The sequence below is a fragment of the Arthrobacter sp. NPDC093139 genome (assembly GCF_044754165.1).
Classification (GTDB): domain Bacteria; phylum Actinomycetota; class Actinomycetes; order Actinomycetales; family Micrococcaceae; genus Arthrobacter.
Map to the genome: position 1 here is coordinate 224,652 of NZ_JBIVOO010000004.1, position 25,991 is coordinate 250,642.

Annotated in this window: 17 protein-coding genes and 2 tRNA genes; 7 read left to right on the forward strand and 12 right to left on the reverse strand. The window is 66.2% G+C overall.

Going from position 1 to position 25,991, the window contains the following annotated elements:
* The first annotated feature begins 13 nt into the window (after nt 1-13).
* Nucleotides 14-457, forward strand: a complete 444-nt coding sequence (locus tag ACIP90_RS08915; RefSeq protein WP_400578927.1) for a hypothetical protein — start codon at nt 14-16, stop codon at nt 455-457.
* On the opposite strand, the gene ACIP90_RS08920 is transcribed toward ACIP90_RS08915, so the two are convergent.
* The 5 genes from ACIP90_RS08920 to ACIP90_RS08940 all read right to left on the reverse strand — a co-directional run bounded on the left by ACIP90_RS08920 (nt 365) and on the right by ACIP90_RS08940 (nt 6,285).
* Nucleotides 365-1,300: a cytochrome b/b6 domain-containing protein gene (locus ACIP90_RS08920; RefSeq protein ID WP_400578663.1), complete on the reverse strand. Its 936-nt coding sequence runs from the start codon at nt 1,298-1,300 to the stop codon at nt 365-367. The two genes, ACIP90_RS08915 and ACIP90_RS08920, sit on opposite strands and share 93 nt — an antisense overlap.
* A gap of 160 nt (nt 1,301-1,460) precedes the next feature.
* Nucleotides 1,461-1,537 (reverse strand) — tRNA-Met (locus ACIP90_RS08925).
* Nucleotides 1,538-1,683: 146 nt separating this feature from the next.
* Nucleotides 1,684-1,757: transfer RNA gene (locus ACIP90_RS08930), tRNA-Met, on the reverse strand.
* A gap of 220 nt (nt 1,758-1,977) precedes the next feature.
* Nucleotides 1,978-4,965, reverse strand: a complete 2,988-nt coding sequence (locus ACIP90_RS08935) for a UPF0182 family protein (RefSeq protein WP_400578665.1) — start codon at nt 4,963-4,965, stop codon at nt 1,978-1,980.
* 171 nt (nt 4,966-5,136) lie between these two features.
* Nucleotides 5,137-6,285: a PDZ domain-containing protein gene (locus tag ACIP90_RS08940; RefSeq protein WP_400578667.1), complete on the reverse strand. Its 1,149-nt coding sequence runs from the start codon at nt 6,283-6,285 to the stop codon at nt 5,137-5,139.
* A 220-nt stretch (nt 6,286-6,505) separates the two neighbouring features.
* On the opposite strand from ACIP90_RS08940, the gene ACIP90_RS08945 reads away from it, so the two are divergent.
* Nucleotides 6,506-7,945, forward strand: a complete 1,440-nt coding sequence (locus ACIP90_RS08945) for a zinc-dependent metalloprotease (protein ID WP_400578670.1) — start codon at nt 6,506-6,508, stop codon at nt 7,943-7,945.
* Nucleotides 7,946-7,971: 26 nt separating this feature from the next.
* Here ACIP90_RS08945 and ACIP90_RS08950 read toward each other — a convergent pair whose 3' ends face one another.
* The 3 genes from ACIP90_RS08950 to nudC all read right to left on the reverse strand — a co-directional run bounded on the left by ACIP90_RS08950 (nt 7,972) and on the right by nudC (nt 11,826).
* Complete coding sequence (locus tag ACIP90_RS08950; RefSeq protein WP_400578672.1) at nt 7,972-8,547, reverse strand: M48 family metallopeptidase; 576 nt, start codon at nt 8,545-8,547, stop codon at nt 7,972-7,974.
* Nucleotides 8,547-10,679 (reverse strand): ATP-dependent DNA helicase UvrD2, encoded by a 2,133-nt coding sequence (locus ACIP90_RS08955; RefSeq protein WP_400578673.1) that lies wholly within the window; start codon nt 10,677-10,679, stop codon nt 8,547-8,549. The genes ACIP90_RS08950 and ACIP90_RS08955 overlap by 1 nt, the downstream gene beginning before the upstream one ends.
* Nucleotides 10,680-10,773: 94 nt before the next feature.
* Complete coding sequence (nudC, locus tag ACIP90_RS08960) at nt 10,774-11,826, reverse strand: NAD(+) diphosphatase (RefSeq protein ID WP_400578675.1); 1,053 nt, start codon at nt 11,824-11,826, stop codon at nt 10,774-10,776.
* Between the two features lie 153 nt (nt 11,827-11,979).
* Here nudC and ACIP90_RS08965 point away from each other — a divergent pair, with 153 nt between their 5' ends.
* Nucleotides 11,980-13,293, forward strand: a complete 1,314-nt coding sequence (locus tag ACIP90_RS08965) for a macrolide 2'-phosphotransferase (protein WP_400578677.1) — start codon at nt 11,980-11,982, stop codon at nt 13,291-13,293.
* Between the two features lie 80 nt (nt 13,294-13,373).
* Here ACIP90_RS08965 and ACIP90_RS08970 read toward each other — a convergent pair whose 3' ends face one another.
* From ACIP90_RS08970 to ACIP90_RS08980, 3 genes are all read right to left on the reverse strand, one after another.
* Nucleotides 13,374-16,880, reverse strand: coding sequence for an ATP-dependent helicase (locus ACIP90_RS08970; RefSeq protein WP_400578679.1), 3,507 nt, complete (start codon nt 16,878-16,880; stop codon nt 13,374-13,376).
* Entirely contained in the window at nt 16,877-20,152 is a 3,276-nt protein-coding gene (locus ACIP90_RS08975; RefSeq protein ID WP_400578929.1) for an ATP-dependent helicase, read from the reverse strand. The genes ACIP90_RS08970 and ACIP90_RS08975 overlap by 4 nt, the downstream gene beginning before the upstream one ends.
* 110 nt (nt 20,153-20,262) lie before the next feature.
* On the reverse strand, nt 20,263-20,679 hold the full coding sequence (locus ACIP90_RS08980; RefSeq protein WP_400578681.1) for an MGMT family protein: 417 nt from the start codon (nt 20,677-20,679) through the stop codon (nt 20,263-20,265).
* Nucleotides 20,680-20,798: 119 nt separating this feature from the next.
* On the opposite strand from ACIP90_RS08980, the gene ACIP90_RS08985 reads away from it, so the two are divergent.
* The 4 genes from ACIP90_RS08985 (at nt 20,799) to ACIP90_RS09000 (ending at nt 24,537) form a co-directional block, all read left to right on the forward strand.
* Nucleotides 20,799-21,509 carry a 3'-5' exonuclease gene (locus tag ACIP90_RS08985; RefSeq protein ID WP_400578683.1) on the forward strand — a complete coding sequence of 237 codons (711 nt, stop codon included), beginning with the start codon at nt 20,799-20,801 and terminating at the stop codon, nt 21,507-21,509.
* 301 nt (nt 21,510-21,810) lie between these two features.
* Nucleotides 21,811-22,878 carry a methionine ABC transporter ATP-binding protein gene (locus ACIP90_RS08990; protein WP_400578684.1) on the forward strand — a complete coding sequence of 356 codons (1,068 nt, stop codon included), beginning with the start codon at nt 21,811-21,813 and terminating at the stop codon, nt 22,876-22,878.
* Nucleotides 22,875-23,546 carry a methionine ABC transporter permease gene (locus tag ACIP90_RS08995; protein WP_400578686.1) on the forward strand — a complete coding sequence of 224 codons (672 nt, stop codon included), beginning with the start codon at nt 22,875-22,877 and terminating at the stop codon, nt 23,544-23,546. Before ACIP90_RS08990 ends, ACIP90_RS08995 begins: the two co-directional genes overlap by 4 nt.
* A 148-nt stretch (nt 23,547-23,694) precedes the next feature.
* Nucleotides 23,695-24,537: a MetQ/NlpA family ABC transporter substrate-binding protein gene (locus ACIP90_RS09000; RefSeq protein ID WP_400578688.1), complete on the forward strand. Its 843-nt coding sequence runs from the start codon at nt 23,695-23,697 to the stop codon at nt 24,535-24,537.
* 116 nt (nt 24,538-24,653) lie between these two features.
* Here the strand turns inward: ACIP90_RS09000 and hemL are convergent, their stop codons facing one another.
* The gene (hemL, locus tag ACIP90_RS09005; RefSeq protein WP_400578690.1) at nt 24,654-25,988 is read right to left on the reverse strand and encodes a glutamate-1-semialdehyde 2,1-aminomutase; all 1,335 of its coding nucleotides are present in this window, start codon (nt 25,986-25,988) and stop codon (nt 24,654-24,656) included.
* Nucleotides 25,989-25,991 lie beyond the last annotated feature (3 nt).

The following is a 25,991-nucleotide window of genomic DNA, read 5'->3' on the forward strand; positions in this document are numbered from 1 at the left end:
TGGCATCCGTCCGCTGGGCGGAGCGGCGAAATGGTGGCTCCACCATTCACTGGCCCGGCTTTCCGCGGAACTGGAATCCAAAGGCGCCCGCCTGCTGCTCCGCCGGCGCCGCGGCCCCTGCCGTGCTCCGTGGCCTGGCCGAGGAGACGGAAGCAGGGACGCTTCTGTGGAACAGAGGCCACGGCCTTGCCGAACGGACCGTGGACGCCGCCATCAAGGAATGGGCCACCGGGCAGGGCATCACTGCCACAGCTGCCGAGCGCTATCCTGCACCGCTCGTGGGGCTGCAGGAGTCACGTGCACGGGCGCTGGACGCCTACCGGCAGCTAAAGGACGGCTAAGAAGGCGCTTGCGGCGTCTGCGGTCAGCGGCTGGTGACCTTGCCCATCAGGGAAGCAATGGGGCGCAGGAACAGCGGCCTGGCCAGGAACCATGCCGCGACCATCACTGCGACTGACGCGGCGAAGATCCAGAAGCCGGCCCAGCCGGCGTCGTCGCTCGCGGCGTACATGTGGTTCAGATTCCTCAGCGCGCCGGTCGCCAGCACGAGGAACACATGCACCGCTATGAACGCGACGAAGTAGACCATCACGGGGAAATGGATGGCGCGCGCCGCTTCGATCGGGAAGGCCCTGTTCAGCCCGGCCGCCTTCTTGGGCCAGGCCGCTGACATCCGCAGTCCTGTAATGAAGGAAAGCGGGGCCGCGATGAAGACCGTGGCAAAGTAAGCCAGCAGCTGCAGTGCGTTGTAGTTCACCCAGCCGTTCTCGGTGGGCCAGTCCAGCGACGCATACTGCAGTGCAGCCGACAGCGCATTCGGGAAAACGTCCCAGCTTGTGGGCACAATGCGCATCCACTGGCCTGTTGCGAAGAGCAGGACCGCGAAAACGAGGCCGTTGAGGATCCACAGAACATCGAGGGTCAGGTGGAACCAGAGCTCCAGGGAGATCTTCGTGGGGGCGGTCTTGGTCCGGATGAGGCCCTTGTTGTTCCGCGTCCAGTAGCCGCCCGGACGGGTTGTGGTCCGTACCTGCCAGCCCGTGCGGATGATGAGCAGCAGCAGGAAGGCGTTGAGGAAGTGCTGCCAGCCGAGCCAGGCCGGGAAGCCGACCGGCGCGCCGCCCGGAAGTTCGGAATGTCCCGGGTAGTCCGACAGGTAGGACTGAACGCCGGAAAGGCCCGTGGCCCACTTTGCGAGCAGAACCACCAGCACTGCGGCCACGAGGACCGCCGGCACCGTCCAGTAGAGCCTGGACCGCTTGCCTTTCGCCGTGCCGGACTTGTTCTTCGTTGTGGACATCGAAACTACATTCCTCTCGAGAATGACTGAGACGGGCAACTGCCCCGGCCGAAACACTCCGGGCCCTGCGAAGAGAATACTAGGAAGTGCCAGAACGTGAACAAAAGCTACCGGGAAACGAAAAGCCCCGGCCGGTTCACACCGGCCAGGGCTTTGTCTTTGGTTGCGGGGACAGGATTTGAACCTGTGACCTCTGGGTTATGAGCCCAGCGAGCTACCGAACTGCTCCACCCCGCGTCGCTTGATCAACTCTACCCTACTTTTGCGGCCGCCGACGCCACTCCCCGGACCGCACCCCTGGCTTACGCTCTGGCAGTCTTCAACAGTCCTCAGGGACAGCAAAAGGCCCGGACCACCTGACGGTGATCCGGGCCTTCTTTCAGTTGCGGGGACAGGATTTGAACCTGTGACCTCTGGGTTATGAGCCCAGCGAGCTACCGAACTGCTCCACCCCGCGTCGCAAGAACAACTCTACCGGCCGGTGAACAGCAGGCCAAATCGAGGCGACGTGATCTGCATCTCTGGCCGCTGCCCCCTGCAGCAGGCAGACTTCAGGCCAACAGGAAAGGCCCGCCGCCGCTCCCTCACGGGAGCCGACGGCGGGCCTTCACTATTGGTGACTCAGTTCAGCGTCCTGGCACCTGCCCGACTGCCAGTCGGTTCAGGTGCTCACCTGCTCAGCTGCTCGGGGTCGGGGCCGGGGTGGCCGGCGGGGACTGATCCGAGGCCGGGGTGGTTGCGGCAATCTTCGCCTCGGCGTCGATGGCCTTCTGCAGTGCCGCGTTCAGCTTCTTCTGCTGCTCGCCGTAGGCTGCGAAGTCGGCCTTGGCCAGAGCTTCCTGCCCGGCCTTGATGGCTGCGTTGGCCTCCGCCAGGGCGGCCTTCAGTTCGGCGCGGGCGTCGGTTGTTCCCGGGGCAGGAGTCCCTCCTCCGCCCGGAGCCGGAGGTGTCTGCCCGTTGTTGGCCGAGTCACCGGCCGCGGCTCCGGAGTCACCGCCGAAGAGCTGGTTCAGGGCCTCGTCCAGGGTGGGGGCAAAGCCGATCTTGTCGCCAAAGGCAACCAGCACGCGCTGCAGTGTCGGGTAGGACGTTTCACCGGTGGAGCGTAGGTACACCGGCTGGACGTACAGCAGGCCTCCGCCGGCAGGAAGCGTGAGGAGGTTGCCGTTCAAGACATCCGAGGCGCCCTGGCGGAGCAGGTTAAGAGCCTGCGAAACTGTCGGATCGGAGTTGAACTTGTTCTGCGCCTGGCCCGGCCCGGGCACCTGTGCTTCCGGCGGCACCTGAAGGAGCCTGAGCTTTCCGTATGACTCTGCCTTCACGCCCTTCTGGCTGCCGGCATCCGAGTCGGCCGCCAGGAAGCCGTACAGGACGTTCCTCGCGTTGCCGTCAACCACTTGGGGAATGAAGGACGACGTCAGCTGGAATGCGGGTTTCTCCTGGCCGGGCATCTGTAGGGACATGTAGAACGGGGGCTGCTTTACGTCCTCTGAAACCGTGGGGTCGTTCGGAACGCTCCAGGCGTCGTCGTTCTTGTAGAAGCTGACCGGGTCGGTCACGTGGTAGCGGCCCAGCAGTTCGCGCTGCACCTTGAACAGATCCTCCGGGTACCGGACGTGGCTCATGACGGCGGCAGACATCTCGGAGTACGGCTTCAGTGACGTCGGGAAAACCTTCTGCCAGGCCTTCAGCAGCGGGTCCTTGTCGTCCCATGCGTACAGGGTGACGGAGCCGTCGTACGCGTCGACGGTGGCCTTCACCGAGTTCCTGATGTAGTTCACCGAACTGTTGGGCAGGGCCACTGTGCGTCCCGCCGTGGTCTGCGAGTCGGTGGTGGCATCCGACAGCTGTTCCTGCTGGGAGTACGGGTAGTACTGGCTCGTGGTGTAGCCGTCCACGATCCACTTGACCCGGCCGTCAACGACGGCGGGATAGGCGTTCCCGTCGACCGTCAGGTAAGGCGCCACCTTCTGCACGCGCTCGCGGGGATTGCGTTCGTAGAGGATCTGCGAGGCCGGGTTCACACCATCGGACAGCAGCAGGTCGGAGGACTGGAACTTGATCGAGTAGAGCACCCGGTTGAGGAAGCTGCCGACGTTCGGGCCTCCGTTGCCTGTGAATGTGTACTGCGTCTCGCCGCCCGTGTCCTTGCCAGAGGGACGGTCCTGCTCGCGATGCGGTGCCCCTTCCGGGGCGCCCACGATCGAATATTCCGGCGAGTCCTCGCCAAAGTAGATGCGAGGCTCGTACGTTTCGTCCGTGCCAAGGACACCCGTCGACGGAATGCCTGACTGCAGGAACTCCGGCTTGCCGTCGGCAGTGAACTTGTTGCCCTTCGCCGCAACCACGCCATAGCCGTGCGTGTAAACGACGTGGGTGTTCAGCCACGACTGCTGGTCTGGGCTCAATCCCTCGGGGTTGAGTTCACGCACGGCGATGACCGTGTCTTGGACCTTGCCGTCAACCAGATAGCGGTCTACGTTCAGCGCGTTCGGGAACTGGTAGTACGGCCGGTACTGCTCAAGCTGGGAGAACGCATCCGAAATGAGGTTCGGGTCCAGCAGCCGGATATTGGCGGTGGTCTGCGCGTCCTTTGCCAGCGCACCGGAGGCGGCGTTGGTGGTGGCGTTGTAACGCTCCACCTGCACCTGGTCGAGGCCATAGGCCGCCCTGGTCATGCTGATGTTGCGTTTGATGTATTCATTTTCGAGGGTCTGCTCCGACGGGCGGACCTGGAATTGCTGAATGACCCACGGGTAGACACCGCCGGCGAGGATGGAGGTGATGACCAACATCGCCGTTCCGATGAGCGGCAGCCGCCACCTGCCGATGACAGCGGCAACAATGAACAGGATGGCAACGAGGATGGCAGCAACAGCCAGGATCGCCTTCGTGGGAATGACGGCGTTGACGTCTGTGTAGAGCGCACCGGCCCACCTGCCGCTGTTGTTCTGGACGGCGGCGTAGCGGTCCAGCCAGAAGTTGATGCCCAGGAGCACCAGGAACGATGCGCCCGTCACGGCAAGGTGGATCTGCGCGGCGCGGCTGGTGAAGATCCCGCGTTCCATGATCCGGATGCTGCCGTACAGGTAGTGGGTCAGGATGCCGGCGATGCCGGCAACGACCGCAACGCTGATGAGGAACCCGACGATGAAGCCCAGGAACGGCAGCGTCATGAGGTAGAAGCTGATGTCCAGCCCGAATTCCGGGTCATTCTGGCCAAAGGATTCCTGGTTGAAGAACAGCAGCACCTTCTGCCACTGACTCGAGGCGGCGCTTCCGGCGAAGAGGCCGAACAGCACCGGAAGGCCGACCATGACCACCCGCCGCACTGGTTCAAGCTGGGCCTGGTAGCGGTTGAGGTTGTCCCGGATTTCGGAGTCCGGGGCGTATACCGGTCGGGCGTGGTACGCGATCCGGATGGCGTAGAACACACCGGCGAACATGACCGCGAAACCCGCGGCAAAGATGCTGATTCTTGCCACGTTTTCCGTCAGGAAGACTTCAAAGAAGCCCAACTGCTGGTACCAGAGGACGTCAGTCCATACGTTGGCGAAGAAGATGAAGCCGACGACAACCAGCGCTACGACAATGAGCGTCGGCGTCAAGGCACCGCGCTTCGGCTGGAGTCTTCCGGGCGGGGTGGGGCTGGCAGGACGGGACAAACTCTGTACCTCATAGCTTTGTCATATTTTTGAGTTTCCGGGGACCAGCATGCATGGTGCGTTGCACCGTGGGCGCAGAGCACGTATCAGCTTGCTCGGCCCGCCACACACCCGACAGCGGCTGTTATTTAGTGCCACGAGCGGCGAGGGGCCTTAGTTCCTGCCTTTAGTCTAGTTGTTTGCGCAGGCGGGAAGACCCGATGTGTCCCCGCCACTCGCGGCCAATTCCACAGCGCGCCTCGCCTCGTCCAGATTCTCGACTTTAACCACCTGCAGGCCCTCTGGAACATTCCCTGAAACTTCCGAGCAGTTTGCTGCCGGTGCGAGGAACATCGTGGCACCGTCCGCCCGGGCGCCGTGCATCTTGACCGCCACTCCGCCGATGGGTCCTACTACTCCGTCCGGCGAGATGGTTCCGGTTCCGGCGATGTGCTTGCCGCCCGTGAGGTCGCCGGGGGTCACGGTATCGATGATGCCCAGGGCAAACATCAAGCCGGCGCTCGGTCCTCCCACCTTTTCCAATGAGATCTTGACGTCGAACGGGAAGGTGAAGCGGTATTTCAGGAGGACCCCCAGGATGAACCTGCCGGAATCGCTACGGGCGGGGGTTACCGTTTCCGTGACGGCCTTGCCCTCGCGCTCCACGACGACGACGACGGGCTTACCCGCTCCGGCCGCCAGTTCGTCCTGGACAACGGCGAGTGCGGTGATCGGTTTGCCATTGATCGAGGTGAAGACATCGCCGGGCTTCAGCTTCCCCTGCGAGGCGGAACCCTCCGACAGGTCGGCGACCTCCAGCTTCTGCCCGAAGGGTATGTTGAGTTCCTTCAGCGCCGAGGCCACGGCATTCTCCTGCGACGTGGTCATCGCCACTGCGCTCTCCTGCTCGGACTGCTCCTTGGTAAGGCCCGTGGGGAAGATGAGCTCCTGCGGATAGACGGCCTTTGAACCGTCGAGCCAGGCTGAGAAGGCTTCGAATACGCTGACCGGTCCGTTAGGGCCGCCGTCGACATAGACAGTGGTGAGATTCAGATTCCCCTCGGCCGGATAGGTTTCCCGCCCGGTGATGCTGATGACCGGCTTGCCGTTGTCCTTTCCCAGCGTGTTAAACGTGGGTCCCGGCGACTCGACGACGTACGGGACCGGCAGCACGGCGGAGGTGACACCGAGGACGAGGGCAATGAGCCCTGACAGCATCATGGCGGAAACCCGGGGATCGCGCGGCGTGGAAGGGCCTGATCCGGCGGTACCCGCCGATTGGCTGCCCGCGGCAGGAGCCGCGGACTCGTCTGAGGGCTGATCGCCCTTGGTTATCGTCACTGAAGGACCTCTCCGCGCCGCAGTCAACGTCCCACGGCGCTGGGGCTGCAACAAGCGGACGGCCCTGCAGCCTGCAAACATTCCGACTACTAACACTACGCGTCCGGGCGCGGCTAAAGCTCTTTGCCTACAGCGAACGGACGGTCTTTGGGCAGACAGCCGCTCTCGCGCGGGGGTAGCGTGAAGGTGATCAATAGTCACACCGACGATCGGCGGGATCATGACCTCCAACCCACTCAATCCGTCCAACGGCGACGACAATCCGAAGGATCCGCTGGCGGAAATGCTGCAGAACCTCATGGGCGGCAAGGGCATGGGCGACATCGACCCCTCCGAACTGGCCAAGGCCGCGGGGCTGCCCGATGACCCCAACCTCCTGGCCCAGATGTTCTCGCAGGTCCAAGCCATGATGAGCGCGCCCTCCGAGGGGCCCGTGAACTGGAAGCTCGCCCATGACAATGCGCGGCGGGTGGCTGCCAGCAGCACCGACCCGTCCGTGACCCCGGCCCAGTCCAGGGAGGTGGATGAGGCCCTCCGGCTGGCCGAGCTCTGGCTGGACCAGGTGACGGATCTGCCGGCCACCGGCCTGATCGGCAAGGCCTGGTCCCGGGCGGAGTGGGTCGAGGAGACACTCGGGACGTGGAAGCGCCTCACCGAGCCCGTGGCCAACAGCGTCGCCAACGCGCTGTCCACCGCCATGACCGAGCAGATGCCGGAGGAAATGAAGTCCATGATGGGCGGCGCTTCCTCCATGCTCCAGAACATGGGCGGTGCCATTTTTGGCATGCAGCTGGGACAGGCCATCGGTGCGCTCTCCGCCGAGGTGGTCAGTTCCACGGACATCGGCGTCCCCCTCGCGGACCTGGAAATGGCACTTCTTCCCGGCAACGTGGCCAAATTCGGAGAGGGCCTCAGCCTGCCGGAAAATGACATCCGCCTGTTCCTCGCGGTCCGTGAAGCGGCGCACGCCCGCCTCTTCGTCCAGGTCCCCTGGCTGCGGGGCCACCTCTTGGGCGCCATCGAGGCGTACGCCCGCGGCATCCACATCGACACGTCCAGGATCGAGGAGCTGGCCCGGGACCTGGACCCCAGCAACCCCGAGGGCATCCAGGAGGCGCTGTCGCAGGGCGTTTTCATGCCCAAGCGGACTCCGGCGCAGGAGCAGGCCCTCCAGAAGCTGGAAACAGCGCTGGCGCTCGTTGAGGGCTGGGTTGATGAACTCACCGCGGCGGCCACGGAGAAGGTCCTCCCCTCCGCCGGCGCTCTCCGCGAAACGGTCCGGCGCCGCCGTGCCACCGGTGGTCCGGCCGAACATGCCTTCGCCTCGCTGGTGGGTCTCGAGCTGCGTCCCCGCAGGCTTCGGGAAGCGGCAACGCTGTGGGCCTCGCTCAAGCAGGAACGCGGCATCGAGGGCCGCGACGCCATCTGGAAGCACCCTGACCTGCTGCCCACCGCCGAGGATCTGGACGACCCCAAGGGCTTCAGTGGACGCCGCCAGCTGGCAGAGGCCAGCGACAGCGAAGTGGATGATGCCCTGATGAAGCTCCTGGATGGCGGTTTCGATACTCCCGAGGCGGGCACTGCGGACGACGGCGGTACGGCGGACGGCGGCGGTACAAAGGACGCGGACGGGACGAAGAAGGACGACGGCGGCCAGTAAGGCGGCCGGACAGTCCTGCTGACGGGTCAGTCCCCTGGGACGGACCCGTCGGCAGTTAATCCCCGTGAGGTCGCGAAAGAGACACCTTCCAGGAAGGCCTTGGCCCGCGCGGTTTCAGGGTATGCCTCCAGGAGCTGCCAGAAGGATGCGTTGTGTCCGGCCACCAGCAGGTGCGCCAGTTCGTGGAGCAGAACGTAATCGATGACCCACTGCGGCAGGGGCCGGAGCTTGTCTGACAGCCGGATGGACCCGTCAGCAGGTGTTGCCGACCCCCACCGCGAGTTCTGGTTGCTGACCCAGCGCACCGACGTCGGCACCGCCCTTCCCCCGAGATAGCGTGCCGAGAGATCAGCCGCGTGGCTGGCAAGGGCAGAATCGGTGGCGGGACGCCGCCCGCCTTTGGACTGCCGGTCCCCCTGGACCTTGAGTTTGTCCAGCATCCGGCGCACCCATTCGGCTTCCTGTGCCCTGCTGAAGTTTGCCGGGATGGCGACGACGGCGGTTCCGTTCTCCCAAAACGCGGCTACCGTGCGGCGCCTCCTGGCCGATCGGCGGACGACGACGGGCGCGCCGTCGTGCGTTCTCAGCGGCACGTCCGCCATCAAAGGGCGTCGCTTTCGGCAAGGACTGTCAGGACGGCTTCGCCGTAGCGCTCCAATTTGGACGGGCCGACCCCCGCCAGCCGTGCCAGCTCCTCCAAGGATGAGGGCCGTGCCTCGGCGATGGCGGTAAGGGTCGCATCGGTAAAGACGACGAAGGCCGGCACATCAGCAGACTGTGCAACGTCGCGCCGCCATTCCCGGAGGGCGGTGAAGGTCTGCTCCTCGTACGTCGGCGGGCACTGGCTGCAGCGGCCCACCTTCCGCTCTGCTCCGGTGGACAGCATGCTGCCGCAGACCCGGCAGGACGCGGGAACAGCGGCCTTGCGGCGCGGTGCGGGACCTTTGCCCCTCGCGGCGGAGGTTGCCACGGAATCCGGCCGCAGTCCGTCCAGGAACCGGGAGGGCTTGCGATTGGCCCGGCCTCCCGGCGTGCGCGCCGTGGACCATGACAGTGACAGGTGCTCCCTGGCCCGGGTGATGCCGACATAAAGGAGCCGGCGCTCCTCGTCCACTGCCTCCGGAGTATCCGCGAAGGAAATGGGCATCAGTCCTTCGCAGAGGCCCACCAGGAAAACCGCATCCCATTCGAGGCCCTTGGCTGCATGCAGCGAAGCCAGCGTAACGCCCTGCACAGTAGGCGCGTGCTGGGCGAGCGACCGTTCCTGCAGTTCGTTGACGAAGTCCGCGAGGCTGAACGCGGTTCCCCTGCTCAGAACAAGCTCATCGGCCAGGGCCACCAGGGCCGCCAGCGATTCCCAGCGCTCCCGGAGCGCGCCGCCGCTGTGAGGGGCGGAGTCCGTATAGCCAAGGGACGCCACGATGTCCCGGACGATCTGGCCGAGGGGCTGCGGCGACGATTCCGCCACTGCCCGTGTGGCGGCCCGCAGCTGCAGGATGGCGTCGCGCACTTCCTTGCGCGCGAAGAAGCGCTCGCCGCCGCGCAGCTGGTAGCCGATGCCGGCCGATGCAAGTGCCTGTTCATAGGCTTCCGACTGCCCGTTGGTGCGGAACAGAACCGCGATTTCACTCGCGGGAACACCGGAATCCAACAGGGCCCGGATCTTCTGCGCCACGGTTGCCGCCTCGGCTTCGTCATCCGAGCACTCGGTGAACTGCGGCAAGGGGCCCGCGGCCCGCTGGGCGACCAGCTTCAGCGGGGCGGCCCAGGCGGCATCGGCTACCGGCCCGCCGCTGCGGCGGCCCGCGAGGAGGTCGTTCGCCAACTGGACCACCTGCGGCGTCGAGCGGTAATCGCGGATCAGCTTGACCACGTTCGCGTTGGGGTACATGGCCTTGAAGCCCAGCAGATGCTTGGGCGATGCGCCCGTGAAGGAATAGATGGTCTGGCTCGCATCGCCCACCACACACAGCTCATCCCGGCCGCCGAGCCACAGCTCGAGGAGCCGCTGCTGCAAGGGCGAGACGTCCTGGTATTCGTCAACCACGAAGTGCCGGTACTGTTCCCGGACCGTGGCGGCCACCTTGGGATCCTCCTGCAGGATGCCGACGGTGATCAGGAGGACGTCTTCGAAGTCGATCACGTTGCGGTCGGTTTTGACGTCCTCGTAGGACTGGAACACCCGTGCCACGGCGGTGAGGTCGAAGCCGCCCGGGTTTCCCCGGTCCTGCGCGTTCTCAAGGTAGTTGGCCGGGGTGAGCATCGAAACCTTGGCCCACTCGATCTCCGAGGCCAGGTCCCGGATGGAAGCGCGGTCGGTGCTCAGCCGGAGCCGGCGGGCTGCCTCTGCGATCATCTGCGCCTTGTGGTCCAGCAGGTTCGGCAGCGTCCCGCCAACCGCCTGCGGCCAGAAGAACTGAAGCTGGCGCAGCGCCGCGGCGTGGAAGGTCCGGGCCTGGACGTTGCCTGCTCCCAGGTCGCGCAGCCTGCTGCGCATTTCCGCCGCGGCCCGGGCGGTGAACGTCACGGCCAGCAGCCGCTGCGGACTGTAGACCCCGGAGTGCACGCCGTAGGCGATCCTGTGCGTGATGGCACGGGTCTTGCCCGTGCCGGCCCCGGCAAGGACGCACAGGGGTCCCGTCAGGGTGCTGGCGACTTCACGTTGCTCGGCATCGAGGCCGCCAAGGATTCGGTCCTCCAGGGAGGCATTGCCGTCAGGAATTTCAGTAATCACTTCTGCTGCTCAGTCGAAAGGAGGGATGGTGTAGTGCCCGCGCAGGGCGACGGCGATAGCGGGCAGGCAAGCTGCCCTGACGCTGCACGCAGCGTCATTCGTCTGCGGGCCGGTCCTGGATAACTCCGCCATACCAGTGCTCAATGAGCGACCGGGCGATGGACAATCTGCTGGAAATCACGATCTCCCCGCTCAGCACTGCCGCCTGTAGTTCTTCCCGGCTGAACCAGCGCGCACGGGTGACCTCGACGCCGTCGGGCCTTGCCTCGGTGTCGTCCGTAGCAGCCGTGAAGCCGAGCATGAGGGATGCGGGAAACGGCCACGACTGGGAGCCCAGGTACTGGCACGCCTTGACCCGCACGCCCACTTCCTCGTGGATTTCGCGGACCACCGCCTGTTCAAGGGCCTCCCCCGGTTCCACGAACCCCGCCAGCGTGGAGTAGTTCTTGGCGTCAGGGGGCCCTCCCCCGCCGAGCAGCAGACGGCCGTCCGGACCCACCACGGTGACGATGATCGCGGGATCGGTCCGGGGGTAGTGTTCGGAGTTGTCAGCGGGGCAGCGCCTGACCCAGCCGCCCGCCTCGACGGCGGTGGGCGTGCCGCACCTGGGGCAATGCGTATGGGAGGCATGCCAGTTGGCGATGGCGCTCGCCTCGACGAAGAGCGCCGTATGGGTGGGGTCCAGCCGGGCGGCGACGTCCCGGAAGCCTTCCCATGAGCCATCCGCGGGCAGTCCGGCGGAGCCGGGATCCACCGGTTCGGGCAGGATGAAAAGAAGGATCGGAGTGCCTTCCGGCAGCGCACTGGTGCTGAGGGCGGAGCCCAGGTAGACGACCAGTGCTGGCTGCGAGTCGACGTCCTGCAAGCGTTCCCGCAGCTCCCTGGCGTTTGCCAGCACCAGCGCATCGTCATGGACCAGAGCCTGCCGGCCGGAGAGCACCATTGCCCGTGCCTTGCCTGCTGCCATCAGTTCGTCGACAAAGCCCGGTTTCATCCGCTCCACGGATCCGCGGTTCATGAGGGCCGGACGCACGGGAAGCACGGTGTCGAACAAGTGGTTCGCCGGCAGATTACCCGCGGGGAGGTGATTTTCCCGCCGCCCGCCGGATGGCTGAATGACCGGCGCAGCGGCCTCCGCATGACTCATGTATCCACCGTACTGACTCGGGGTGACAATTCACATTTCCCCGGCCCAATCCCGGGAGCTGCACTGTCACCGCAACGCCGTTATTTCCGCCGGATCTCAAGACTCGCCGCGGCACATCGTTGTCTTGGACGTGAGTCAATCTACCGTGGAAGCGTGAGAAGAGAACCGATCGAACTGGCAGCTGTGGCAACCGCGGCAGTCCCCGGACTGAGCCCGACCGCAGTGAGTTCCGCCCCGGACGACCCCGCGGACTTCGACTCGGCACTCCTCCTCGATTCCGAGGGCAAACGCTGGCGGGTCCGCTCGCCCCGGCATGCAGAGGCCAGCACCCGGCTTGAGACGGAGTTTCTGGTACTCCGGGCCTTTGCCCCGGCCATCCGGGCCGAACTGCCTTTTCTGATGCCAACCGTCGCCGGGACGGTACGGCAGGAGAACCTGACCACGTTTGTGTATTCCCACCTGAACGGTGCCACGCGCACGGTCGAGGAGCTCACGGCCGGCCCGCAGGAGCTCGCGAAGGAGATCGGCACGGCACTGGCTGCCATCCATGATCTTCCCCGTGCGCTGGTCAGCAATGCTGATCTGCCCAGTTACACGCCGAATGAGTTCCGGCAGCGCAGGCTCAATGAGCTCGACATGGCGGCAACCACCGGAAAAATCCCTCCGCTGCTGCTCCGCCGCTGGGAACACGCCATGGAAGACGTCTCGCTGTGGCGCTTCAATCCCTGCGTGGTCCACGGCGACCTTCACGAGGACAACCTGCTGGTCGAGGAGGACCGGGTCACGGCCGTCACCGGCTGGACCGATCTGCGGATCGGTGACCCCGCCGATGACCTTGCGTGGCTTGTGGCCTCCAACGAGCAGGACTTTGTGGACGCCGTAGTGCGCCACTACAGCGAGCACCGGCGGGACGCCCCGGACAACCACCTGCTCCGGCGGGCGGCGCTCTCGGCGGAATTCGCCCTGGCCCAATACCTCGTCAAGGGGATCGCGGCCGACGACCGCAGCATGATCGCGGAAGCGGAATCCATGCTGGCCACCCTGGCGGACGATATCGCCGAGCACGGCGGACAGCCAATCAGTGTGGAGCCCCTGCCGCAGCCGTCGGCACCGCCCGTGCCGGCAGCTCCCCCGGCAGTCCCTGCCGGGCAGGCGGCGGATGGCCATGCAACGGCGGCACGGGGCGCGGTCACTGTCGAACCCATCCCGGCACCGGCCCTGGCCGCCGTGCATGTCACGCCCATCCCCGTAGAGGAGCCCGGCCAGCGGACCGTGGTGCCCGACAGCAATGGCAGGCAGGATGGGAAGGAAGAACAGGACACCCCTGGCCCTCAGGACGGGCACGACAACCCGGGCACGCGGGACCACGATCCAGAGCAGGACCACCGGGAAGCGTCCCGGCGCGTGCTTTCGGCGGACGACACGTCCACCACGGCCCTCACGGTCGTCGACGCCAAGACCAACTGAGCGGCAGAGCGGCAGCGCCGGGAGGCCCCGGCGCTGCCGTGTCGGAAATACCTCCCATGGGTCTACGCCTCCGGATCGGCCTACGCCTCCGGATCGGCCAGGGCGGCCGTCACGATGGATTCCAGTTCGTCGCCGGAAGCGAGATCGTGCGGACGCACCACCTGGTTGTCTGCCACGTAGTAAAAGGCGGCCCGCACCTGCTCAACCGGAACATCCCTGAGGCGGGCCCAGGCGAGCCGATACACCGCGAGCTGGACGCTCTTGGTTTTCAGCTGGCCCGCTGAGGGCCGGCGCCCGGTCTTCCAGTCGACAAGATCCCAAACGCCGTCGCCGTCCCGGAACACGGCGTCGATGCGGCCGCGGACCACGACGTCGCCAATCCGGGTTTCGACCGGCACTTCGACCTGGGCGGGCGACCGGTGCGCCCATTCGGACGCCTTGAACGTGGCAACCATGTCCTCGAGGCCATAGGCCTCGTCAATGTGGTCATCGGATCCGGGGGCTTCATCAATGTCCAGCATGCCGGACGTCCCGAAGTACTCCTCCACCCAGGCGTGGAAAGCCGTGCCTTTTCGGGCGGACATGCCTGGCTCCCGAGGGATGGGCCTCCTGAGTCGCTGCAGTACTGCCGCGGGGTCCTCATCAAGGGCAACCAGGGTGGAAGCGGAAATGTGTCCCGGCAGGTGCACGTCGCGGCTGTTTGCGCGTCGGGCGCGCCGCTCGAGCAGCAGGCCGGCCTCCCGTGACCAGCCAGCAGCCCAGGGCGGGAGTGCGCGGCTGTTGTCAGTTTCGGACTCCAAAGCGGGTGCGCCGGAGACCGCCTGCGTCCCCTGCCGGTCAATTTCCTGCAGCACGCGGGCAGCCGCGCGGTCCATGGCCGCCCGCCGCCCCGGGACAAGGCGGAGCCGCTTCCCGGTTCGGGGGTCAACAGGTCCTTCCAGCGGATCGTACGGCCAGATGGCCACCTCGGGGTCCTGGGTCAGCGGGCTTTCCTGCGGCAGGGAAACCTCGTCCACCGAGTCGGGATGGATTTCCGCCACGCTGCCGCCTGCCGTGACTGAACCGGCTGCTTCGCCAATCCCAGCCAGGGGTCCGAGTTCAGCAAGGAACGGCGACATCTCCGCCATTCCGCCGCGGGCGCCGACCCAGGCGGCGCTGGAAACCCACAGCACATGCTTTGCCCGCGTGTACGCCACATAGGCGAGCCGCCGTTCTTCAGCTTCGCCGTGTGCCTGGACGGCGGCCTTGAAGTCCTTCTCGGCGTCGAGCCACCCTTTCTGGTCCCGCTGGTCCAAATCCCACTGGGGCAGGTCAGCACGGTCACCGCGGAGCGGCCAGGGCAGCGCAGCCGAACCGCTGCTCCATCGGGAGTCACGGCTGCTCGGGAAAGACCCGGAGTTCAGGCCCGGCACAAACACGACATCCCACTCGAGTCCCTTGGAGGCGTGGACTGTGAGCAGCTGGACGGCTTCGTGGTTCACGTCAGGCGGCGGTACGTCGAGGCCGCCCTCCTCGGCCGCCGCCGCCTCAAGCCATGCCAGGAAGGCGAGGATGTCCACGCGGTGCGACGTCTGAAGGAAGCCTGCGGCGGCGTCCTGGAAGGCGTCGAGGTTCCGCCGGGCCTGATGGATGCTTAGCCCGGGCCGGGCTGCGACCTCAATGTCCAGCAGCATGGCGCGTTCCACCTCGCCGAGGAGGGTTGTGAGGTCGTCCCCGATGAGCCCGCGCAGATGCCGCAGCTCGGTAGCCAGCCGGCGCAGGCGGTCCAGGGCAGCTGCCGTCAGGGTCCGTCCGTGCGCGGAGGTCCAGCCGTCCCTGGGCAACCAATCCAGGGCTTCCACCAGGCTCGCCGCATCTGTTAGGTCCCCTTCGATGACAACGTCGGGGGCGGAACCTGGCTCCTCGTCCGCTATGGCCGAATCGGCTGCGTTCTGGCCACGCCGGCGCGCGAGGTAGGACGACCAGTCACGGAACGCCATGAGGTCTGCCGGGCCGATCCGCCATCTGGCGCCGGCCAACAGCCGCATCAGGGAATCTGACCGCCCGGGATCAGCAAGGACCCGCAGCGTAGAGACGAGGTCGACGATTTCCGGAGTGTCCAGCAGGCCGCCTAGTCCCACGATTTCGTAGGGGATCCCGTTGGTCTCGAGTTCCCGTCGGATGCACTCCATCTGGGCCCGCCGGCGGCACAGCACCGCCATCGCGGGAGGGACCGGCGCGCCGGATGACTGCTTTTCAAAGTCCGTCACCCGGAATTTCAGGAGATCGCGCGCAATCGCTGCCGCTTCATTTTCGTCCGTGTCAAACCGTCCCATGACCACCCGCCCTTGGGCTGCGGCCGGGCTCGGCTGCAGGGGCGGCACTTCGACGGTGGCCGCCGACGTCCGCTGGCCGGCGGGTCCAGCCGCTGCGGCCGCAGCGCTCAGCGGTGCTGAAATGACGTTGGCCGCGGCGAGGATATTTCGTCCGTTCCGCCATGCGGTGGTCAGGTAGGAGACGGGGGCCGGACTGAACCGGGGAGCTCCTGATGCCTGACCCGCAACCTTGACCGGGAACTCGCTCACGAAGTGGAACAGCTGGCCGGCTGAAGCGCCGCGGAATCCGTAGATGGATTGGTTGGGATCGCCCACGGCCGTGACTGCATGCCCGTCGCCGAAGAGACGCGAGAAGAGGACCAGCTGCGCGTGCGAAGTGTCCTGGAACTCGTCCAGCAGCACCACCCTGTACCGCTGCCGTTCCGTGTCCGCGGCGAGCGGGACCTGCCGGGACACTTTCGCGGCCAGGGCGACGAGGTCGCCAAAGTCCAGTGCTCCCCGCGCCCTCTTGGCCTCGGAGTAGCGGCCCACGAGTTCAGCCACACTGGCCCGCGTCCGGAGCATCGCGCCGAGCTCGGAGGCGGCCTGGGTGGCGTTCTTCTTCGCGCCGGCCACGTACGGGAGGCCTTCGAAGTCGGCCAGCCGCTCCATCAGCCAGTCCTGGACCTCGGCTGGCTCACGGAGGTGCTCAGCGCACTCGCCCGCGAGCTGGATGACTGCTTTTACGAGCGTGGACTTGGCCGCGCGGAAATGGGCGTACTCGCCGTCGTACGACTCGACGACTTCGCTTGCCAGCTGCCAGGCCTGGGCGCCGCCCAGCAGGACGACGTCGCGCTCGATGCCGAGCCGGAGGCCATAGTCGGACACGATGCCGCTGGCAAATGAGTGATACGTGGACACCTTCGGCTCGAGGGCGTCGGCGCTGAGGAGTCCCTCGGGAAAGACCGAGCGGCCGGTGTCCGCCGCCGCGATGCGCTGCAGGGCCCCAAGCTTGGCCCGGATACGGCTTGCCAGTTCGCCGGCTGCCTTCCTGGTAAAGGTGACACCGAGGACTTCCTCAGGTTTGACCCAGCCGTTGGCTACCAGCCAGACAACGCGGTCCGCCATGGTGGCGGTCTTGCCTGACCCGGCGCCGGCAATGACCAGCCGCGGGGTCAGCGGCGAAGAGATGATGGCCGATTGTTCCGCCGTAGGCAGGTTTTTCTCTCCCAGCAGGACCGAGAGTTCCTCGGGGCTGAACCTGGGGGCAGGAAGTTCGGGGAGGGCGCTCATTCTGTAACCTGCTTTCCCCGTGCACAGAGGGGGCAGACTTCCGGAAGCCTGCAGCCGTGGCCGCCGAAGCCGCCCTTCGAGGGATCGTGCCGGGCTTCGAATTCACGGCCGGACATGACGCCGGCGGCATCCTTCACCATGTCCATCGCCCAGTTGTCCCCCGGATCCAGTGGATCCTGATGCTGGACTCCCGGGCTCTTCGCCGTGGTGCCCAGCTGCGCCAGCACGGCCCCTCCCGGCTGCGCGCCGGGAGGAAGATCCTGACCGTTGAAGCCCCCCGCGAGGACCGCCGCCTGGTAGGCGCCTAGCTGGGGGTGCCTGCCGAGCTCGGCTTTTCCTGGTTGCCGCTTGCCGGTCTTGAGGTCAACAATCACCAGACGGCCCTGGGAGTCGATTTCCAGCCGGTCCACTTGGCCACGCAAAACGGCGGAACGGGCTTCCGGGCCAGCATCCGGCCCATCCGCATCCAATGTCAGCTGGACCTCAAAGTCCTGCTCCACACCAGCCAGCCGCCTGCCTTCGCTGCGCATGATCAGGATGTACTGCGCAAGTTTTCGCACCATGGATTCAGCCCGCTGGAAGTCCAGTTTCCCTTCCCAGTTGTCCTTCATGCCCAGGGCGGGCCACCGCCGGACTAGTTCGGCGAGGTATTCGGCTCCCGAGCCCTCGGGGATGTCCTGCGCGATGGAGTGCACCAGGGTTCCCAGGCTTCTGGCGAAGTCCGTGGCTGCCTCGCCGCCGGCAGCCTGGATGAACCAGTCCAGGGGCGATTTCTGCACGGACTCCACCTTTGAGGGCGACACGTAGACGGTGCCTCCGGGCGGCACAATGCGTTCGTCGGAGGTCAGCGGCGCCAGTCCCCACCAGCTGTGGGGGTGTGCCCCCGGCACGGGAGGATCAGCAGTAGCGAGGCACGCAAGGACCCTGACGGCCTCGTCAGATTCAGCGGCGAACCTTCCGTCCAGCTGGGCGTACTGGCGCAGCTCTGCCACCAGTGCCCTGAGCGTCAGTGGCCGCTCCACGGAGGTGAATCCCCTCGCGTCCTGATCCGGCCGCAGCGGAGCGACGTAGTCCAGGAACGAGGACGGCTGTTCATCTTCCGAGGCCACGGCCGTGCAAATCAGTACATCCTTGGCGCGGGACACCGCGGTCGAGAAACTCCGGAGTTCGTCGTATCTGATTTCCCGCAGGCGGCTCAGCGGGCCACGCTGGAGCGCGTACTCCACCCCATGCTCCACGGCATCGGCGAACAGTGTGCTCCCCAACAGCTCGCCGCGCAGCCGGGTATTCGGCCAGACGCCTTCCTGAAGCCCTGCCACGATGACCACCGGCCACTCCCTCCCGGCAGCGCTGGCAGGAGTCATCAGTTCCACGGCGTCATCGACCTGTGCCCGCGCCGCCAGTGTGTCCATGGGCAGCTCCTGGCTAAGCAGGTACTCAAGGAACTGCACCGGACCGGAACCGGGCATCTGGTCGACGTATCGTTCCGCAGTGTGGAACAGCGCCATCATGGCGTCCAGGTCACGGTCCGCCCGCGCCCCCACCAGCCCGCCGGACAGTGCCGCCGCCGTCCAGGTCCCCGCCAGGCCGGTGGAATTCCACAGCGCCCACAGCACGGTCTCGGCGTTCGCGCCGGGCTCGGCCGCTGCACGACGCCCCGCATCGATCATCCTCGCGACACGCCGCGCCGACCGGCCTTCAATTCCCAAGGAGGCGAGCACGCCGGGCTCGGTAAGCGCCTCCACAAGCAGGGAGTCGCTGGAGCGCCCGCCGCCGCCGAGGATTTCCTCGCGGCGCAGCGACTGACGCAGCCTGCGTAGTTCCAGGGAGGTGGCCCCGCCGATCCGCGAGGTCAACAGCGACACCGCGGATTCCGGCGTCAGCAGGTCAGGGTCAAGGGCAACGGCATAGGCGTCGAGCAGCGGACGCACAGCAACTTCGTCCCGGACAGCGGACTCCGCCACGGGAATCCGCACCGGAATGCCCTGGCCGGACAGATAGCGTTGCAGCTGGCTGAGTTGGCCGCCGTTGCGGACAATCACGGCCATGTCCGCAAAGTCGCGGCCACCATTGATCTGGGCGTCCAGGATCCGCTGGGCAACATACCGCAGCTCATGAACCGCCGAGGGCAGCAGGTGTGCCTCAACAGTTCCGCCGGCATCCCGGCCAGCACGCCCCGCCGTCTCCTCACCGCGCCGCTCACCGGCCTCGGGTTCGTCGAGACGCCGGGAGAGCTGTCCTCCTGCACGCAGCGAGATCCGGCTGGCCACGCCCAGCCAGGCCGCCGCCACCGCCGGCCGATGCCTGTGCGCGTACCTGAGCGGCCGCTCCACGACTCCCCCGTTGCCGTCACCGGCCAGAAGACGCGGCAGCTCTGCGACAAGGTCAGGCCGTGCCCCCCTGAAACCCTGGACGACAGTGTCCGGAGAGGACGTGACATATACATCCTTGCCTCCGGCGATGTCTGCCAGCAGCTCAAAGACCGCAGGATTGGCTTCATGAATATCGTCGACGAGGATCAGCTGGAGGCGTTCCCGCTCCGCAGCCAGGAAATCCGGTGCATCCTGGAACAGCTGCCGTGCAGCCGTGATGATGCCAGCCGGATCAAAGGCCTCAGGCATGCGGAGGTCCAGGACATCGCGGTACTCGGCATACAGGGCAGCGGCCGCAATCCAGTCCGGCCTGCCGCACTCATGCCCGAGCTTTTCCAGGTCCCGGGGCGTTCGGCCGGATTCAATGATCCGGTCGAACAGCTGCCGCACTTCCTGCCGGAAACCCCGGGTGGGCAGGGCCGCGCTCAGGTCCGCCGGCCAGGGCAGACCTAGTCCGGGCAGAGCGTGGCCGTCCAGCAACTCCTTGATGATGAGGTCCTGTTCCGGCCCGGACAGCAGGCGGGGTGCCCGCGGCAGCGGTAGAATCCCCTCTGCTTTGGCCCGCCGGATCAGGTCGAAGGCGTAGGCGGCCCAGGTCCGTGCGGGGGTGGTGCTCAGGCTTCGGTTCAGCCGGGCCGTGAAGCGGTCACGGAGGGTGTCTGCCGCCAGTCTGCCGGGCGCAAGAATCAGGATTCGCTCCGGGTCCGCGGCATCCATCTCCACCCGCCGGACTGCCGCTTCTATGAGGACGGTCGACTTCCCGGTCCCCGGCGCCCCGGGGACCAGCACGGGACCCGAACCCTGCGGCACCTCCACGGCCGCGACTTGGTCCTCGGACAGCAGCGGAGCGGCGCTGTGGACCTGGCGCGGCGGCAAGAGACGGAGACCGGTCCCGGACAGCGGCTGGGATCCAGCGAAGGGTTCCTGATGCTCCGCCGCTTCACGGAACGGCGCCTCAGTGAATGGTGCAGCGGTGGTGAATGGTGTGGCGGTCTGCTGGCTAGTTGCGGTCACTCAGACATTCCATCATTTGCCGCTGACAATTTACGCCGCGACGCTTCCAGCCGCTCGGCTATGGCGTCCAGCGTGTCGAAGTCAGCATCGGAGGGCGCCCACCGGGCTGCTGCCAAGTCAACGCGCCAGCGGCCCTCGCCCGTCCTGGCAAAGTGCAGGAAGTCCCCGTGCAGCGGCGTGCCCTCCCGCAGGTAGTACTGCAACGCTTCCGCTGCCAACCCTTCCGGGGCCTGGCCACTTGCCCTGAGCACGCGCCACCAGGGCACGCCGCTTCCATAGTGGCTCATGACCGTACCCACCTGCCGCGGGCCCCCTGACCCGATCAGTTCTGCGACGTCCCCGTATGCAACGGCCGAGCCGGCCGGGATGAGCTCCACAACGGCCAGCACTGCCTCGACATACTCCGTCCGCATGGCTCCAGACTATCGTTGGGTGCCCCGTGCCGAGGGTCACGGAGCACCCGGCAGCCCGCGCCGGCGGACACGCACGACACCTGCAATAAACTGTCGGTGCCACCCGGTAGCGTGATCATATGAGCACTTGGAACACCCTCCCGCGGGCCGCCTTCGACCTTGAAACCACGGGCCGGAATTCCCGCGCCGCCCGGATCGTGACTGCATCGGTGACGGTGGTGGATGCTGCCGGCGGTGTCATCCAGGAACATGAGTGGCTGGCGGATCCGGGCGTCGAGATTCCGACGGAAGCCAGTGACATTCACGGGATCACCACTGAGCATGCCCGGAGCAACGGCCGGCCGGCCGCGGAGGTTACCCGGGAAGTCGCCGCGGTACTGCAGCAGCTCTTCGACACGGGCGTGCCGGTGATCGCCTTCAACGCCAGCTACGACTTCACCGTCCTGGCGGCCGAATCAGCCCGGTACGGCGTTCCCCAGCTCAGCAGGTTTCCCGTTCTTGATCCCTACATCATGAACAAGCAGGTGGACCGCTACCGCAAGGGCAAACGGACGCTGACGGCACTGTGCGAAGAGTATGGCGTTGACCTCGAAAATGCCCACACGTCCGCCGCCGATGCACTGGCCACACTCCGGGTGCTGGATGCGATGGCCGGCAAGTTCCCGAAGCTGAAGCTGCCGGCCGCCCAACTGCATCAGCTGCAGGTCGATTGGGCCGTCAGCCAGGCAGCGGACTTCCAGCAATACCTCCGCAAGACCAAACCGGCCGCAGTCATCGAGGGCGACTGGCCCGTCCTGCCTCCGGAAGACGCCAGCCGGGGCGACTTCTAGCCTCACACCGCCCCGGGGACCGGGAAAAGCCCCGATGACCGGGAAAAAGGGCGCTGCTGCGACTAAGATCACAGCAGACCGGCTGCATACCGGCCACAGGCCACCCGGCTGCGATTCAGAGAGCAGCGGATATCTTGTGCATCCCACGGCCGCACCGACGGTTGGCTCTCACCTGTGCGTGAAATTACGTTGGCAGCCGAAGAACCTTCGGAAGTGGCTGCTGTATCCCGGCGCTGACATAATTTAGTTCAGATGCGGGCTTGTGCTATGCCCTGCCCGGCCCCCTACCGCCTGAGGATACATGATCACAGTTACAGACCTGCGTAAGGTCTACCGTCAGGGGAAAAAGGAAGTAGTGGCCCTCGACGGGGTCTCACTTTCCGTCCCCAAAGGCTCCATCCACGGCATCATCGGCCACTCGGGAGCCGGCAAGTCCACGCTGGTCCGGTGCCTGACCCTGTTGGACCGCCCCACGTCCGGATCTGTGAACATCGACGGCACGGAGCTCAGCTCCGTCAAGGACTCCGAAATTCGTGCAGCCCGACGCCGGATCGGCATGGTGTTCCAGCACGCCAACCTGATGGATTCCCGGACGGCGGCAGCCAACGTCGCGCATCCGCTGGAACTCGTCAAGACTCCGAAGGACACGGTCCGCACGAAGGTGGCGGAGCTCCTAAAGCTGGTGGGACTTGAGGGTTTCGAAAACGCGTACCCGTCGCAGCTGTCCGGCGGCCAGCGCCAGCGCGTGGGCATCGCCCGGGCACTCGCCTCCGACCCCGACGTCCTGCTGTGCGATGAGCCGACGTCAGCGCTGGACCCTGCCACGACCGATGAAATCCTGGACCTCATCCAGGACCTGACCCGGCGGCTGCAGCTCACCGTGCTGATCATCACGCATGAGATGCACGTGGTGAAGCGTGTCTGCGGATCGGTATCACTTCTGGCCAAGGGCCGCGTGGTCGAGGACGGCGCACTGGCCCAGGTTGCTGCTGAACTCGACAGCAAGCTGGCGCGCGCGCTCCTGCCCCTGCCGGCGTCGGAACCGATCAGGGGAGCCCTGCAGACCGGTCCCGTGCTGGAGATCCTGTTTTCCGGCGAGAGCGCCAAGGAGCCGGTGCTGACGAGCGTCGCGCGGCATTTCGACATTGACCTGAACGTCCTCGCCGGAAGCGTGGAGACGCTCGGCGGGCAGCAGTTCGGGCATCTGCGGGTCCAACTGGCCGACCACGCAGACTACGACGCAGTCCTTGGGTATCTCCGCAACCGCGGCATCAGCGCCAAACTGGTAGACGCCGCCGTCCGGTCCGACGAGCCGGAATTCGCCTCTGACACGGCCGACTTTGCCGCCGAGACGGGAGACCTCAAGTGAACGACATCTTCAGCAACCCCGTGCTGGCCAAGGCACTGCCCGAAGCGATCATGGAAACCCTCCAGATGGTGGGGATCTCTGGCTTCTTCACCGTGCTGGTGGGGCTGCCGCTGGGCGTCTTCCTGCACACCACCGCACCGGGCGGTCTCCGCCCCATGCCCGTGGTGAACCGGATCGTCAGCGACATCGTCGTGAACATCACGCGCTCCATCCCCTTCGCGATCCTGATGGTGGCCCTGATCCCGCTGGCCCGGCTGCTGGTGGGCACCAGCCTCGGACCGGTTGCGGCGTCCGTTTCGCTCTCCATCGGGACCATTCCGTTCTTCGCTCGCCTCGTTGAAGCCTGCCTGCGGGATGTCCACCACGGCAAGATTGATGCCGCCCAGGTCATGGGCTCCACGAGGATGCAGGTCATCAGCAAGGTGATGCTGCCCGAATCCCTTCCGGCCCTTGTCGCGGCCGCAACCACCACGGTTGTGACCCTGGTGGGGTACAGCGCCATGGCCGGCCTTGTCGGCGGCGGCGGCCTGGGGAAACTCGCCTACAACTACGGGTTCCAGCGGTTCGACGTCACGGTCATGCTCGTCACCATTGTGCTCATCATCGTGCTGGTCCAGGTCATCCAGCTGACGGGTGAGTGGATCTCCCGGAGCCTCGACCACCGCTAAACCGGGACCACCGCCAAACCGGGACCACCCGCCAAACGGCAGGCAGCCCGCCACATCTTCTCAGCAGCGAGTAGCCGCTCACTGCATCTGAACCGGACCCCTCCGCTCCGCCGTCGGGCTCCAGGCTATTTCGAAAGGAACGCATCCGATGCGTAAATCACTCACCCTCCTCGCGACGGGCATCGTCACCGCCCTGACGCTGACCGCATGCGGCGGTTCGTCCGCCCCGAGCGCCGAGACCCAGACCCTGGATCCCGCCAAGCCCGCGACCCTCAGCGTCGGAGCCAGCCCGGTGCCGCAGGCCAAGATCCTCGAGTTCATCAACCAGGACCTCGCCCCGAAGGCCGGCCTCAAGCTGGACATCAAGGAGATCGAGGACTATCAGACGCCCAACACCGCGCTGAGCGACGGTTCGCTGGACACCAACTACTACCAGCACAAGCCGTGGTTCGACGACCAGGTCAAGACCAAGGGCTACAAGTTCGGCCATGGCGAAGGCGTCCACATCGAGCCTTACGCCGCCTTCTCTGAGAAGGTCAAGGACATCAGCGAGATCAAGGACGGCGCGAAGATCGCCATCACGAACGATCCCTCCAATCAGGTCCGTGCCCTCCGTGTCCTCGAAAAGGCAGGCCTGGTCAAGGACATCAAGGATGACACCTCCGTGATCGCCTTGACCGACGAGCAGAACCCGAAGAAGCTCAAGTTCTCCGAGAACCAGCCGGAACTGTTGATCAATGACCTCAAGGACCCGTCCGTGGACCTTGCGCTCATCAACGGCAACTTCATCCTCAAGGCAGGGCTCAGCACCAAGGATGCCTTGGCTGTGGAGTCCACCGAAAACAACCCGTACGCCAACTTCCTCGCCTGGCGGGAAGAGTCGAAGGATGACGCCCGCATCAAGAAACTCGACGAGCTCCTCCACTCCCCCGAGGTCAAGGCCTTCATCGAGAAGGAATGGCCCAACGGCGATGTGACCCCGGCCTTCTAGCAAGGCCCGTTTCCGCCGGGAGACGACAAAAGCTCCGGATCCGCTGTCGCGGGTCCGGAGTTTTTTTGTTGCCGCCCTGCCCGGTTGTGCCTAGGCACCGGGAGGGACGACGACGGTCAGGCCTTCGAAGCGGCAGCCGCCGCCTCCGCTGCGGCCGGCAGCGCATCGAAAATCCGGTTCATGGCGGCGTCGTCGTGGGCCGCCGACAGGAACCACGCCTCGAAGACGGACGGCGGGAGGTAGACGCCGGAATCCAGCATGGAGTGGAAGAAGGGGGCGTACCTGTAGGCCTCCTGCTTCTGTGCGTCGCTGTAGTTGTGGACTCCGTATTCGGAGGTGCCAAACGCCACCGAGAACAGGTTTCCGGCGCGCTGGATCGAGTGGTCGACGCCGGCGGCGTCCAGGGCCGAGGACAGGGCTGAGGACAGTTCAAGCGACCGCGCATCGATGAAGGAGTAGACGTCGCGGGTGGCATGCGTGAGGGTTGCAACGCCGGCCGCCATGGCCACCGGATTGCCGGACAGCGTCCCGGCCTGGTACACAGGTCCGGTCGGAGCGAGGCAGTCCATGACGTCGGCGCGTCCGCCGAGGGCCGCCGTCGGCATGCCCCCGCCGATCACCTTTCCGAACGTGAACAGGTCCGGGGTCCACTGTTCGGCGGAATCCGCGGCGCCGCCGGTAAGGCCCCAGTAGCCGGCGTAGCCGGTGCGGAAGCCCGTGAGGACCTCGTCCAGGATCAGCAGCGCGCCGTGGGCCGCCGTGATGCGGGACAACCCGGCGTTGAAGCCCTCGCCCGGGGTGACGACGCCCATGTTGGCGGGTGCCGCTTCCGTGATCACGGCAGCGATGTTGGGGCCGTGCTCGGCGAAGGCGGCTTCGACGGCGCCGAGGTCGTTGTACGGGAGGACCAGAGTTTCGGCGGCGGTCGCCGCCGTCACCCCGGCGGAGCCGGGGAGGGCGAGGGTGGCCACGCCGGAGCCGGCGGACGCGAGCAGGCCGTCCAGGTGGCCGTGGTAGCAGCCCGCGAACTTGATGATGAGGTTGCGGCCGGTGAAGCCCCGGGCCAGCCGGACGGCCGTCATGGTGGCCTCCGTGCCGGTGGACACCATCCGGATCCGCTCCACGGCCGAAACGCGTTCCTTGACGATTGACGCCAGGTTGGCCTCGTCCGGCGTGGACGCGCCGAACGACAGCCCGCGGTCCACTGCGGCGTGGACGGCGTCGAGGACGGCAGGATGGGCATGGCCAAGCAGGGCCGGGCCCCAGGAGCAGACCAGGTCAACGTACTCGTTGCCGTCGGCGTCCGTCAGGTAGGGTCCTTTGGCCGAGACCATGAAGCGCGGGGTTCCGCCCACGGAGCCGAACGCACGGACCGGGGAGTTGACGCCGCCGGGCATGAGCTGGCGGGCGCGGTCGAAGAGTTCCTCGTTGTGAGGCATGCTGGAAGTCATGCG